This window comes from Carnobacterium mobile DSM 4848 (assembly GCF_000744825.1).
In the GTDB taxonomy this organism is placed as follows: domain Bacteria; phylum Bacillota; class Bacilli; order Lactobacillales; family Carnobacteriaceae; genus Carnobacterium_A; species Carnobacterium_A mobile.
In genome coordinates this window covers 1772559-1786353 of record NZ_JQMR01000001.1, presented here as the reverse complement: position 1 = coordinate 1786353, position 13795 = coordinate 1772559, and the positions used below count along the sequence as shown (strand labels likewise).

19 protein-coding genes are annotated in these 13795 nt (G+C 36.5%); all 19 read right to left on the bottom strand.

Annotation, left to right across the window (positions count from 1 at the left end):
- Positions 1–73 precede the first annotated feature (73 nt).
- The 19 genes from guaB to BR87_RS08450 all read right to left on the bottom strand — a co-directional run bounded on the left by guaB (position 74) and on the right by BR87_RS08450 (position 13685).
- Positions 74–1555 carry an IMP dehydrogenase gene (guaB, locus tag BR87_RS08520; protein WP_035030987.1) on the bottom strand — a complete coding sequence of 494 codons (1482 nt, stop codon included), beginning with the start codon at positions 1553–1555 and terminating at the stop codon, positions 74–76.
- Between the two features lie 151 nt (positions 1556–1706).
- On the bottom strand, positions 1707–1871 hold the full coding sequence (locus BR87_RS13200; RefSeq protein ID WP_169741140.1) for a hypothetical protein: 165 nt from the start codon (positions 1869–1871) through the stop codon (positions 1707–1709).
- A complete protein-coding gene (locus BR87_RS08515; RefSeq protein ID WP_035030983.1) occupies positions 1872–2555 on the bottom strand; it encodes a DUF1129 domain-containing protein in 684 nt (227 codons plus the stop codon).
- A 57-nt stretch (positions 2556–2612) separates the two neighbouring features.
- Positions 2613–3713: a redox-regulated ATPase YchF gene (gene ychF / locus BR87_RS08510; protein WP_035030979.1), complete on the bottom strand. Its 1101-nt coding sequence runs from the start codon at positions 3711–3713 to the stop codon at positions 2613–2615.
- A 28-nt stretch (positions 3714–3741) separates the two neighbouring features.
- Positions 3742–3933, bottom strand: a complete 192-nt coding sequence (locus BR87_RS08505) for a DUF951 domain-containing protein (protein ID WP_035030976.1) — start codon at positions 3931–3933, stop codon at positions 3742–3744.
- Between the two features lie 27 nt (positions 3934–3960).
- A complete protein-coding gene (locus tag BR87_RS08500; protein ID WP_035030974.1) occupies positions 3961–4851 on the bottom strand; it encodes a ParB/RepB/Spo0J family partition protein in 891 nt (296 codons plus the stop codon).
- The gene (locus BR87_RS08495) at positions 4844–5605 is read right to left on the bottom strand and encodes a ParA family protein (RefSeq protein WP_035030971.1); all 762 of its coding nucleotides are present in this window, start codon (positions 5603–5605) and stop codon (positions 4844–4846) included. Before BR87_RS08495 ends, BR87_RS08500 begins: the two co-directional genes overlap by 8 nt.
- 185 nt (positions 5606–5790) lie before the next feature.
- Positions 5791–6507: a 16S rRNA (guanine(527)-N(7))-methyltransferase RsmG gene (gene rsmG / locus BR87_RS08490; RefSeq protein ID WP_035030968.1), complete on the bottom strand. Its 717-nt coding sequence runs from the start codon at positions 6505–6507 to the stop codon at positions 5791–5793.
- Between the two features lie 469 nt (positions 6508–6976).
- On the bottom strand, positions 6977–7558 hold the full coding sequence (locus BR87_RS08485) for a PBECR4 domain-containing protein (RefSeq protein ID WP_051929761.1): 582 nt from the start codon (positions 7556–7558) through the stop codon (positions 6977–6979).
- Between the two features lie 605 nt (positions 7559–8163).
- Complete coding sequence (locus tag BR87_RS13050) at positions 8164–8310, bottom strand: hypothetical protein (RefSeq protein WP_156959099.1); 147 nt, start codon at positions 8308–8310, stop codon at positions 8164–8166.
- A gap of 19 nt (positions 8311–8329) precedes the next feature.
- Positions 8330–8596, bottom strand: coding sequence for a hypothetical protein (locus tag BR87_RS08480; protein WP_051929758.1), 267 nt, complete (start codon positions 8594–8596; stop codon positions 8330–8332).
- Between the two features lie 91 nt (positions 8597–8687).
- Positions 8688–9002, bottom strand: a complete 315-nt coding sequence (locus BR87_RS08475) for a DUF771 domain-containing protein (RefSeq protein ID WP_035030966.1) — start codon at positions 9000–9002, stop codon at positions 8688–8690.
- Positions 9003–9275: 273 nt separating this feature from the next.
- Positions 9276–11585: a phage tail protein gene (locus BR87_RS12660; protein ID WP_051929756.1), complete on the bottom strand. Its 2310-nt coding sequence runs from the start codon at positions 11583–11585 to the stop codon at positions 9276–9278.
- 147 nt (positions 11586–11732) lie between these two features.
- Positions 11733–11888, bottom strand: a complete 156-nt coding sequence (locus tag BR87_RS12865) for a DUF3954 domain-containing protein (protein WP_211249982.1) — start codon at positions 11886–11888, stop codon at positions 11733–11735.
- Between the two features lie 22 nt (positions 11889–11910).
- Entirely contained in the window at positions 11911–12045 is a 135-nt protein-coding gene (locus BR87_RS13505) for a hypothetical protein (RefSeq protein WP_280511887.1), read from the bottom strand.
- Positions 12026–12316, bottom strand: a complete 291-nt coding sequence (locus tag BR87_RS08465) for a hypothetical protein (RefSeq protein ID WP_035030963.1) — start codon at positions 12314–12316, stop codon at positions 12026–12028. The genes BR87_RS13505 and BR87_RS08465 overlap by 20 nt, the downstream gene beginning before the upstream one ends.
- 19 nt (positions 12317–12335) lie before the next feature.
- Entirely contained in the window at positions 12336–12593 is a 258-nt protein-coding gene (locus BR87_RS08460; protein WP_035030960.1) for a hypothetical protein, read from the bottom strand.
- 1 nt (position 12594) lies between these two features.
- Positions 12595–13236: a hypothetical protein gene (locus BR87_RS08455; RefSeq protein ID WP_035030958.1), complete on the bottom strand. Its 642-nt coding sequence runs from the start codon at positions 13234–13236 to the stop codon at positions 12595–12597.
- The gene (locus tag BR87_RS08450) at positions 13233–13685 is read right to left on the bottom strand and encodes a hypothetical protein (RefSeq protein WP_035030955.1); all 453 of its coding nucleotides are present in this window, start codon (positions 13683–13685) and stop codon (positions 13233–13235) included. The genes BR87_RS08455 and BR87_RS08450 overlap by 4 nt, the downstream gene beginning before the upstream one ends.
- Positions 13686–13795 lie beyond the last annotated feature (110 nt).

The window sequence follows — 13795 nt, the reverse complement described above, 5'->3', positions numbered from 1 at the left end:
CGTTTTCGACTTTTTGATCAACTTCTTTTAGGTTGTCTTTTAGAAATTACTTATTGACTGTGATGTCCATAATTTATTGAATCGAGTAGTTAGGAGCTTCTTTAGTAATTTGGATATCATGCGGATGTGATTCTCTTAATCCGGCTCCGCTCATTTGAACAAATTGAGCATCTTCGCGCAATTGTTCTAAATTAGCAGCACCCACATAGCCCATACCAGATCTTAGTCCGCCGAGCATTTGGAAAATAATATCAGAGACAGCTCCTTTATAAGCCACTCGTCCTTCAATTCCTTCCGGCACTAATTTATTGGCTTCATTTACGCTACCTTGGAAATAACGGTCGCTAGAACCATGTTCCATGGCTGCTAAGCTGCCCATACCGCGATACGTTTTAAAGCGGCGGCCTTGGAAAATTTCGAATTCACCTGGAGACTCATCTGTTCCAGCCAGCATGCTGCCCAACATCACAGCGTGTCCGCCAGCTGCTAGAGCTTTAACAATGTCTCCGGAATACTTGATTCCGCCATCTGCAATGATGGTCCGGCCATATTCGCGAGCAACTGCGGCAGCATCATAAATAGCTGTAATTTGAGGAACACCTACACCCGCAACTACACGTGTTGTGCAAATAGAACCTGGTCCGATTCCTACTTTTACAACATCTACGCCGACTTCATAAAGAGCACGCGCCGCTTCTCCAGTAGCTACATTTCCAGCAATTAAAGTGATGTCCGGGAATGTCTCGCGAATCTCTTTGATTTTGCGGATCACACCTGCACTATGTCCATGTGCAGTATCTACAATAATAGCATCTACGTCTGCGTCAACTAGAGCTTGTGCTCGTTCAAATGTATCAGAAGTCACACCGACAGCTGCTGCTACTAATAAACGTCCGTGGCTATCTTTAGCTGCATTGGGAAACTCAAGTATTTTTTCGATATCTTTGATGGTGATCAGTCCGCTTAACCGTCCTGTTTCATCCACGATCGGCAGTTTTTCTATTTTGTGTTTTTGCAATATTTCTTCAGCTTCTTTTAAAGAAGTTCCTTTAGGAGCTGTGATCAAGTTGTCTTTTGTCATGATTTCATCAATAGGAGTGCTATAATCTGTTACAAAACGCAAATCACGATTTGTTAAAATACCAACTAAAATGCGATCTTCCATATTGTCAACGATTGGAACACCACTGATACGGTAACGGCCCATTAATTTTTCTGCATCAGAAATCAAATGAGTAGGAGTAAGGAAAAACGGATCAATAATGACGCCACTTTCGGAACGCTTTACTTTTCTGACTTCCCCAGCTTGCGCTTCAGCGCTCATATTTTTATGAATGACGCCTAGTCCCCCTTGGCGCGCCATTGCAATCGCCATTTTTGAATCCGTTACAGTATCCATGCTGGCACTGATGATAGGCATATTCAATTTAATATTTTTAGCTAATTGAATACTTAAATCCACTTCATTCGGCAAAACATGGCTTTCAGCTGGAATTAAAAGAACATCGTCGAAAGTAAGACCTTGTTTTACAAATTTCGTTTCCCAATTTGACATTTATTAAACACTCCTTTTTTTATTTTCCCTTAAATTTGGTTGAGATTTTACTTACAAAAGTAACAGAGATACTTTTGTTCGTCAAGATGAGTTTGCTTAGATAAGGCTTACATCTTTTCTTTTCTCATGAAGCCACTTTGAAAGAAAGAATTTACTGAAAAAATGATGAGAAAAAAGCCTCAGACAGGCAATAGCCTAAAGCCTGAAGCTTTCCATCCGAGTAGAATATTTTATTTGATTTTTCTTCAACAAAGTATGGATCTGCGTGATGTCTAGCAGTTCGAGCCAAAGCAGGCTTCTCCTGCTTTTCTTTCAATTAAAATAAACCGCCGCGGATATTTAATTTTCGTTTAAAGTACATTTTAGCAGCGAACGCCACCACACCTATTGCAATATTGACACTTCCAGGCAGTAAAATGTTGATTGAGGTCGGAATAAACGCCATAGATGCCGTCATCAAGAACATCCAACCTAACATACCGGCAGTTGAAATCAGGATATAACGTAAAGTGCTGCCTTTTTTTGTTTTATTTTTATCTGGCACATTTTTTGAAATAAGCAAAATGACGAATCCACCAATGATAAAGTTTAAGATCATCGTGATCAATCCCATTTCAGAACCTTGGCCTTTGCCGATAAAACCTGACACTCCTGTAATCAAGGCGAACATGGCTCCCATTAACAATCCGCCATCCAACATGATTTTCCAGTCTTCTGACCGGCCGGTTTCTTCTTCTTTGGGCCCTTCTAATAAAGCATTGGTGCGCTCCGTAACAGTTCCATATAATTGTCGAGCCGTTTGACCGGATTTTTGCCCTTTAATTAAAGTTTTCAGCATATCATTATAAATGGATTCACGTTTTTTTTCTGAAATATTAGCGGCAATCAATGCTTTATCCAAATTCATCATGTATTGATCGTTTCGCTTAGTCAATTGCTTAAATAATGCTTCATTTTCTTCTTGTTTCAGCATTTGTTCATTTGTATTCTCTTGTTCCACTGGAAAAGCCTCCTATTGAATCCTTAATTAAACTAAACTGATAAATCAATTCTATTATTATACATTAAATCGGAACAACATCACATCGCCGTCTTGAACGACGTATTCTTTTCCTTCTGAACGCACACGGCCAGCTTCTTTAGCTGCTTGCATGGTTTCGTATTTATCCAAATCTTCAAAAGAAACTGTTTCAGCCCGAATAAATCCTCTTTCAAAGTCGGTATGGATAACTCCAGCAGCTTGAGGAGCTTTCATCCCTTTTTTGAACGTCCAGGCGCGAACTTCTTGAACACCGGCTGTAAAATAAGTAGCCAATCCTAATAAAGAATAAGTGGAACGAATCAATTTATCCAAACCAGATTCTTCAATACCTAGATCTTCTAAGAACATTTCTTTTTCATCATCTTCTAATTCAGCAATTTCTTCTTCTATTTGAGCACAAATAACAATCACTTCTGAATTTTCTTTTTCAGCAAAAGCTCTCACTTGTTGAACGTACTCGTTATCATCTGCTTGTCCTACTTCTTCTTCCGCAACATTCGCTACATATAATACTGGTTTTGTGGTCAATAGGAATAAATCATGTACAACTTTTTCTTCTTCTTCGTTAAATTCAATTGTTCGAGCAGATTCGCCTTTTTCCAAAGTCGCAATGATTTTTTCTAGCGTAGCTGCTTCTAACACCGCTTCTTTGTCTTTCGTTCTAGCAATCTTAGCTACTCGAGCATAGCGTTTTTCAACCGATTCTAAATCCGCTAAAATCAATTCTAAATTGATTGTTTCAATGTCTGCTAAAGGATCAACTTTTCCAGTCACATGGGTAATATTGTCATCGTCAAAACAACGGACAACATGACAAATCGCATCTACTTGACGAATATTAGCCAGGAACTTATTCCCTAGTCCTTCGCCCTTACTAGCGCCTTTAACAATACCAGCAATATCGGTAAATTCAAACGTTGTCGGTACTGTTTTTTTAGGTATCACCAATTCAGTCAAACGATCTAAACGATAATCGGGTACTTCTACTACTCCTACATTAGGATCAATAGTAGCAAAAGGATAATTGGCAGCTTCTACTCCTGCTTTTGTAATTGCGTTAAAAAGAGTTGACTTTCCAACGTTAGGTAAACCTACGATTCCTGCTGTTAATGCCATTCTTCATTCACTCTTTCTCTTCTTATATTTAGTTGCTTTTTTCAGCATGTTCAAGAACTTTTTTCATTTTTTTTTCAAATTCTCTTCTGGGCATCATAACCATATGGCCGCACTTCGTACATTTAATCCGAATGTCCATACCCATTCTAATAATTTCCCAACGGTTTTCCCCGCAAGGATGAGCTTTTTTCATTTCAACCATATCATGTAGATCATACATTCTTTTCACACCCTATCGTTATTTTCTCTATTCATCATCAAACTGAATGTCTAAAACATCTAAAATACGAGTCAGATCATCTGTGGAAAGATATTCAATTTCAATTTTACCTTTTTTATTTTTTTCATGAATCGTGACAGAGGTGCCAAACTTGTCCATTAACCGTTCTTCGCTCTCTCGAATATAATAAGGTTTTTGTGCTGCTTTTTCAGGCTGTACGTTTTGCTCTTTTGGTTGATTCATTTGAATCACCAACTGTTCTACTTGGCGGACAGTTAGATTATCTTTCATGACCCGTTTGGCCAATTTTACGATTTGCTTTTTGTCTTTTAAGCCTAATAGTGTGCGCGCTTGTCCCATAGAAATGCCGTTATCTTGCAGCATTTGTTTGACTGCTTCAGGCAATCCTAATAACCGCAAATAGTTTGCGATATACGGACGGCTTTTTCCTAAACGAGCCGCTACTTCTTCTTGTGTCAATTTTAATTTCTTCATCAACATATCATAAGCTTCCGCTTCTTCAAGTGATGTGAGGTCTTCTCTTTGTAAGTTTTCTAAGACTGCTACTTCCATCATTTTTTCTTCATCAAATTCACGGATAATTGCTGGAATCGTCGTCTTCCCTGCTATTTTTGACGCTCTAAAACGCCGTTCGCCGGCAATGATTTCATAGCCTTTGACTGTTGACTCACGCAAAATAATCGGCTGAAATACACCAGATTGTTTAATAGAGTGTGCCAATTCGTTCAAAGCTTCTTCATCAAACGTTTTTCTTGGCTGATAAGGATTTGGCCGGATATCGCTTAATCCAATTTCTTGTACCTGTTCGCTTGCAATATCGATTTTATCTAAATTAGAATAATCGCTAAAAAGTGCGTCAATTCCTCTGCCTAAGCCTTTACTGTTTTTGTTAACCATGTGCCATCACTTCCTTTGCTAACTCCAGATAAACTTCTGCTCCTCTTGAACGTGGATCATAGTCAATAATAGACAATCCATGACTTGGCGCCTCAGATAACCGAATATTGCGTGGAATAATCGATTTGTAGACTTTCTCGCGGAAGTATTTCTTCACTTCATCTACTACTTCATAACCCAAATTGGTTCGTGCATCCAGCATCGTTAACAAGACTCCTTCAATTTTTAAATCCGGATTAAAATGCTTTTGAACTAAACGGACGGTGTTCAGCAATTGGCTTAGTCCTTCAAGGGCATAGTACTCACATTGGACAGGTATTAGAATCGTATTGCTGGCAGTAAAGGCATTGATTGTTAAGTGACCGAGAGAAGGCGGACAATCGATCAAGATATAATCATAGTCATCCGAAACTTTTTCTAAAGCTTGTTTCAGCCTTATTTCACGAGCCATTTGGTTGGTCAATTCAATTTCTGCACCTGCTAATTGAATCGTAGCAGGAACAACCCAAAGGTTTTCTCTTGAAGAGGGCAGGACCACTTCTTCAATCGGTGTATCATTGACTAAAATATCATAAATGTCTTTTTCCACATCTGCTTTGCGGACCCCTAATCCGCTTGTTGCGTTTCCTTGAGCATCAATATCAACCAGTAAGATCTTTTTACCAGAATAGGCTAAACTAGCACCTAAATTAACCGTTGTAGTAGTTTTTCCGACTCCGCCTTTTTGGTTTGCAACTGCTATAATCCGTGCCATTCTTTTCCCTCCATCTATGTGTATCTATCTTGTGCTCTTACTTTTCCTTAAAAAGGTAAAAAGGAGAAAGAATACGGGTGCGCATCTTTCTCCTACGCATTTGTTCAAAATGAAACATTCATTTCTCGCTCTTTATTTAATTGTGCTGTTTTCTTTATCAAGATTAACGGATGACCTTATTCTATTTATAACGGGCTTTTATTTGGTGTCCCTGGTTTTCTTGGAAATTTTTTAGGTGTTTCTTTCTTCTTATCAATCAATAAAATATGACGCTCGCCAGCTTCTTTTGGCAGTTCGAAAATATAATCCTCGCGAATTTTCCCGCCAAGTGTCGTAATGGCTTTTTGACTTTCTTGCATCTCCTGATCACTGTTACTTGCTTTCAATGCAATAAAAATACCGCCTTTTTTTACTAGAGGTAAACACAATTCAGCTAAAACACTCATCCGGGCTACAGCTCTGGCCGTTACAAAATCAAATGATTCACGGAATTGTTTATTTTGCCCAAATGTCTCTGCACGGTCATGGTAGAAGTGCACACCTTCTAATGCTAATGTCTCTGCTAAAGTAGTTAAAAATTGAATCCTTTTGTTTAAAGAATCCACAATGGTTACTTCTAGTTGAGGAAAGATAATTTTTAGGGGGATGCTTGGAAACCCAGCACCAGCACCTACATCACATAAGCTTTGGACCCCTTTATTAAAATCCACATACAATCCGGCTGTTATGGAATCATAAAAGTGTTTTAAATAAACTTCTTCTTTTTCAGTAATGGCTGTTAGATTGATTTTTTCATTCCATTCCTGTAATAACCTCAAGTAATCATCAAACTGTTGCATTTGCTTCTCCGTAATGTCAATCCCTTTGTCATGAAGGGCCTGTTTAAACTCTTCTGGATTCATAAAGACAACTCCTTTTGATAGTGTGAAACACTATTTTGTTTCACAGGTTCATCTGTATAACTGTATAACAAATCTAAGCTAAGTGCAATGCTTAATCAAAAGTTTTTTTAGTTTTTTTTAATAGATAGTGCAATCAGATTTTTCTAAAATTCGACGAGTTAATCAATAAAGACACCAGATATTGGATATCCGGTGTCTTTATTGATTAACCTATATGGTCCCTACTGGTTTAGAAGTAGGTGTTTTAATAGCTTTTAATTAGTGTGATATTTAGCAGTATTATATAGAAGGAACTAGAAAAATAGTAAAATAGATATAAATACATTTAATAACGTATGCAGGGAAATCATGCAAGCAAAACTACTACTAAAAGCAGGGCATTGGATATTAAACTACTCTATGAAGAGTGGATTTTTAGGAATAAACAAAAAATACCCTAACTCTATTAAGAAGTAGGGGATTAAGGAAGTTATTTTTTTGATTTTTCTAATAAACTCAAACTTGTATCCCATTCTAAAGTTTCTATTTTCGCTCTTTTAGACGAAGGATAACTTTTTACTTTATTTTTGCTAACAAAGAATGTAACTGGCGCGTATTTTCCAGAAAAGTCTTTTCTAAGTCCTAAATTAAGAACCCTCTCGATATTGTCCTCTAAAAAGACAATGTCTAATCTCATAATATTTCTGCTATCTTCTTTTGAAACACATATACATTGCTTAACTTTTTGAAAAATAAACACATCATCTATAAAAGAAAAGTATTTTATTCTATCTTTTATTTGATAGAAATTGTCATTTTTTTTTAAAGTCTGATAAGTTAGAGTCTCATTTTTAATTCTCGTTAATTGCTTAGAAGCTTTATCTTTATCAATTTTATGTAAACCTAACAAGTGAGGTAATTGTTTTTCATTAAATGTTATTTCTATTGTGGAAAAAGGTTTGTATCCAGTAGTAATTGTGACCATTTTCCCATGATAATTTTTACGATAATTATTATATATACTTAAAAGATGAGTAGTATTACTATCTTTTACAGAATTAACATTTTCCAAAAAAGCAGCAACCTCTCTCTAAAAAATACAAAAAAAATAAGAGCGCAAGCATGAAGACGTCTCATGCGGGACCAACGATCGGATATCATGCCTCCGTCAGGCAACGTGGTGCACTCTTTTTTCCACGTCTGCAAACATGGGTAATGTTTCTGAGAAAGAAGATAAGGCGCTAGATGGCTTTGAACTTATCTTCTATTACATCTTACATCTTGTAATAATGCTTATCAAGCATTTTATCTCAAACCACTTAAGATGAAGAGTTGTTTTCCGTCACATTTCTTTCATTATTGAGTATTTTTCACGTATAATAAACTCTTTTATAGAAATTTATATTTTATAGATAGTTTAGTCAATCCAACTACCACAAGAAGCATTCATGTCCGTTATACAATTTTTCCATTCACTATTTATACCTGATACACCTCTTTCAATCGTGGTAAAAATAGGTTGTCAGTGCAAGTTCTTCATTCAGCATTAGAGAAAGAGAAAAATTACCTGTCTAACTTTGGCTTCGGCTAATCAAATCCCAAGTGACCTTTTAGCTGGCAGACAAACACTCATTATAGATAGTTTAGTTATCACAAAAAAGCGCTTTTTCAACCCTTTTAAAAGCCATTATTCCGATTGATTGTTTTCAATAGATCAATTTGCCATTCTCTCGGAACAACTAACTTTGATAAGTCATGAATGACCTTTCCGTTTTTGTCGTAATTGATAACAGTAAATTTTGTTTTATTGTTTTTTGTAGGCATGGTTACACCTCCATTCGATTCATTTTTTTCTTTTATACCGGTTCTTTTCTAACCACCTAAAGTAATCTTCGAAAGTGTCTAAGTGGATCAGTACAATTTTATGAGTAGGGTTTATGACTCCTTCAGCGAACTTAGGATTGCCGCGCATATCTTTTAGCCAGTCATTCAATGTTGATTTGTTCAAGCTATAAAGTTTACAAACGACTGCTTTATTTCCGTATTTTATTTCTGCCCGTTCCGGATCTTGGTTCACTTCTTCGATGTTTATCGTGATTGGTTTAGGCATGAGTTAGACCTCCAATTATTTATTTTATATACCATTAGTTTTTTTAAACAACAGTAGTAAAATTATATTATTTTACAATCATGCAATTTTATTACAAGACCATGTTTTTTCGGTTCCACACTCTTTTGAAGTTTTCTTCTAGCCATTTCACCATTGGTTTTTTATTAAATTTCCAGTTTTGACCTTCGTCAGGATAGTAAACAAAGTCTTCGAGTTCTTGCCTGAATGGATAAAGGACTTTTTCTTTGATTGTTTGAGGACTTTTTATTTCTGTCTCCTTAAGCAGCCATTGCAAGTTTCCCCAGCCAGTTTTTTTGTCATTTTGCAATTCTTCGTATTCAACTTTTTTGACTAATATCATTTCTTCTGGAATAACAACTTTTACGATAGCTTCTAGTTGCTGCATGGTTTGACCTCCTTATATTTAAGGTTTATTGTACTGCTTTTTGTTGCCAATGTATATAAAATAGGGTAGTCCAATTATGGACTACCCATGAGTTACGAATTGAAGGATATGGAAAATAAAAAAACAAAAAACTAGTTATCTTACTTGTGCCTGTTAGAAGCATCCTAAGCTCATTTCATAATCCAAAGGTATAACTATCTGTAAGTCAATTCTAAAAAAGTATTTGATAATTAATAATGAAAGGACTACCGAATTTAGGTAGTCCTACCTCGTCTATCTGCCCCACCTTTCGTTTAACTGTGTTTTATTTCCGCCCATCTTATCGTATCTCGCATACGTTCCACCAACTAATGTATCTCCATCTAAATAGATGCCTTGGTTAGCTAGCTTCATAATGGCGTTTTCTAACCTGCTACTACTGTTGTTTTTCAATTCATGCGATACGCTTGATTTAACCTGTGCATTACTTCGTGCGATTGAGCCGTTGATGTCCATTACTGGCGAAGTGTTCATGGTATCATAAATCGAACCAGCCATACCGCTAACGGTTGCCTGAACGTCTTTAAAGCTCGTTTGCAAACCTTTGTTCAAACCACCCATGATGGCGTTACCTGCACCAATTAAAAGTTTTTTATCATAGGATATCGGACCTTTATGGGATTCAATCCAACCAGCTATGCCGCTTACAAATGATTTGACACCTTCGTATGCTGATTTTAAACCTCGTAAGAAACCTTCAATGATCGCTTTACCGGCTGAAAATAAATCAATACCGGTTACACCTTCAACGATACCAGACCCCATGTCGAATATTGCACTCAAAACAGAAGGTATTGTTTGAATCAGTCCCTTTACCAGTGAAAGAATTAACTTAACTCCTGCAGCTAGTAATTTGGGGAGATTAGACATTAGAGAAGCCAATAATTTAGCTATTAATTGAACAGCTGCATTTAACATCTCTGGAAATTTATCCCTAAAACCTTTTGCCGCAGAAGAAAGCATACGTCCACCAGCTTGAATTATTTTTGGCAAATTTTGAGAAATAGAATTAACTATTTTGACAACCATCTCCACGCCTTTTGCAATCCATTCAGGTAGCTTGTCAGTCAATCCTTTTATTAGGCTTGTAACGAACTCCATTCCTAGTCGCAATAGTTTAGGTAAATTATCCGCGAGTATATTTGCAAACATAACCATTAATTCTAGTCCTTTTTGCACGAGTTCTGGCACTTTTTGTGTAATTCCATTAATAATATTAGTTACTAGTTCTAAACCTTTTTCTAAGAATATTGGTATAGAATCACTAATATACTGAACCATCTTAGTAACCATTACACCTACTAACGCTGAAACTTCATCAAAGTTTCCTGCAGAAAATGAGGTTTTGATTGTTTCCCACAAATCTAATATTACATTTTTAAACTCTTCAAAGTTTGGAAAAATCGAGTTAAACATATTAGTAGCTGCTTCTTTTATTGTGTCCCAATTAGCAGCAACTAACACACCAATTGCAATTAGACCAGCTAACAATCCTATAACGATACCAACAGGTCCTGTCAAGAGAGATAGTATTGCTGGCATTGCTTGGATAGCTAAACCGACTTTGCTTATCACACCTAACACCGTCCCGAAAGCTAACAGAACAGGACCAGCACCAACGATAATTAAACCTACCCACTTTTGAAAGTCTGTTAACGGCAAGTTATCCCAAATTGTGGATAAAACACCCTTTACGTTATTTGCAAATATCTGCACTGTTGAGCCTAAGTTCTCCATTAAAATACCTATATCGGCAGTTGAATCCCCTAATCCGGCTAACAAATTTGCGCCTGCTGCCTTCATAGAATCAAACGAACCACTAACTGTTTCACTCGCTTCTTTTGCTGTTGTTCCTGTAACGTCCATTTCTACTTGCGTTTGATGGATTGCTTCTATCAATTGATCGAACGGTATATCTTTAACGTTTTCAGCTGTTGCTTCAAACGAATCACCCATAACACCAGACTCGTTTACTAAGCGAGCCATTTCTCCCGCAGTACCACCATAACCAAGTTTTAAGTTATCCAGCATTGTATAGTTATCTTTTGCGAAACCTTGATAAGCATTTTGAATATCTCCAATGTTTGTACCGAATTTATTCGCATTGTCTGACATATCAACAATAGCTTTATCAGCATACGCCCCGGCTTTTTCCGTATCTCCGCCTAACCCTTGTAAAAGAGTGGCTGAGAACGATGTTACTTGCTCCATATACTTAACGCCCGACACTCCAGCTCGCTTGTAGGCTGATTCAGAGTTTTTTATCACGCCACTTGCCGAGCCTTTGAACAGCGTTTCAATCCCACCGACTGCTTGTTCTAAATCAGCGTATGATTTAACTACTGCGCCTATACCAGCTACTACAGGAGCGGTTATGCCCTTGGTCATTGATTTACCAACGTCTTGGAAACTACTACCTATCTCGCCGAATTTAGCGCCAGCATCTTTAAATTTTTTTACGGCTTCTTCTGCTTTAGAGAACGCTTTTTGGAAATTTTCCACACCACTTGCTTTCAATATTGCTTCAACTGAATATTGACTCATTTATTCTCACCTTTCTTTCTCTTTATGTTGCGCCATCCTCCCACCCTTGTTCTCTTAACCACCTTCTTTCAAGTAAAATAAAAAGAGCGCTAATTAAGTGATTTAGATCACTCAACTAACGCCCTGTTTTGTACAGTAGCTATTTAGTTATCGAATTGTGTAACTTATTTCCTTGCTTATTACCTTGCCATCTTGCCAATTTAAAATAGTCTTACCAAAACCACTTTTAGGCATATCTACTAACTCTAGTTTTCCATTTTTAACGACGTATACTGCATTTTCTGTCAATTTAATATTATCCATTTGCATTATCCTTCCTATTGGTTTATAACAGCGCACTCCATAATTCAAGAACACCAGTCCATATAAAACCAAGTAGCCATAACGCCATACCTAATGTAACGGATCCAAAAATAAATATTACAAACCAGACAAATAATTTATTTACTGTTTTTTTCATACTTTTCCTCATTTCTTATTTTTTTAAGTTTTCCCATTTTATTTTTTACAAAAGTAGATATGATTCCTTTATTGTCCTCTATTGCTACACCTTCAACTTGATCAATAATAAGTTTCTGTCCGTTATCCATTTTTATTAAAGCGGACCACTTATCGAGTTTTATCGATATAACACCTTGTTCTCCGACAGTTACATGGCTCAAAACTCCATCTTTATGGATATATATGGATCGAACTTTCTCTTTTTTCTTCAAGAGTTTTTTATTTTTCATTAGTCTTTCCCCCAGTTACTTAGTCTTTAACGATACGATTACTCCTAGCAAAATCTCTAATAAGATTGGCTGGCTGATCGGTTGGCTCGCTGTTAGTCGATTCAATTTGTTCTGGTGCTTCACTTTTGACAAGTTCTTTCTCGTGGTCTTCTACTATGTTCAGTAGATTAATAACGGTCTTGGTTTCCACCTTTTGCCCTAATGGATCAGTACCTTTCAACGTAACGATCTTATTTGTCAAATCTTTGTACATTCGTTCATAGTTTAATTTTGTCATATTATTTCCCTCCAATAAGTCTGTTTGATTTCGCGAAATCTGAAATGGTACTTTCTTCCGTATGATCGTTCGATTGATTAGAGCCAGTTGGTCGGCCACTATCTTTTTCAGCTACTACACCATAGCCATTTACTCTCACGCCTGTTTCTTTGAATACATCTAAGGAGCTGTAACGTGATAGACCTTTATTAGTTGTGCTTACTTTGTAGTTGTCCGCTAATCTAAAATACTCTTGTGTCACTTCTCGATATTCATTTACTAATTCGTCAGACTTATGCAGCAATTTCAATGCTTTTTCTTCAATAGGTTTCATTTCATCATCTAATTTTTTAGCCTTTTTCTCATACTCTGCTTGAATAGATTTCAAATGTAAGAAAGTTTCTTCTGCATTTTTATGAATTGCTTCAGCATTTAAAAACTCCAATTTGTCCGCTTTGTAACTGCTACTCTTAATTTTATCTTTAAGTGAAGTTAATTCTGGGAATAGCTTATCAGCTTCACTATCATTACCCTCTATTAAAGCCGTATTATAAACCAGTTCCAGCTCTTGCAGCTCTGCTTTATCTACTTCCACTTGTTTACGTAAATCGTCCACACGTTTCATTTTAGCTTGTCTATCTGCTGTAAATTCTTCAATGTTCATATTAATTTCTCCATTCTATTTTTAAATTCTTTTTCTAACTTGATTTTTAAATCTATATTATTTGTTCGGGAAATTTTCTTGATTTCTTGTATGACACTGCATAATTCGGTTACTTCCTTATCGTTTAAGCTATCTACTTCAAACACGGGTAAACGCGACACATACTGTTCAAATAACTTGTATTCTGCCTTATTTCGCTTTATATGGCTTTCAAGCACTAAAGAACTATCTGCTAAGTTGATTGCTACATCTTCAACTCTAGGGGCTTCGGTAATTACGCCATGTATCTCGTCATAAATAGTATGAGAGTAGAAGCTGTGTTCTTGGTAGTAGCTTTGGCTAAATGTTTTTAGCTCATACTCCAATTCAGCAATAGAGTAGGGGAGGTTTAGCCATTTGTTTATATCGTCTCGCTTTTCCTGTAGGTCATAAATTTGCACATCTTCCAATAGTTCACCTCCACCTCTCCTGCAAAATATGTTTTTTTCTGTTCCAAGTGCAAGTAAATATGCAAGCATTTCTTGGTTTTAACTATAAAACAACCTTATTACCTTTAGAT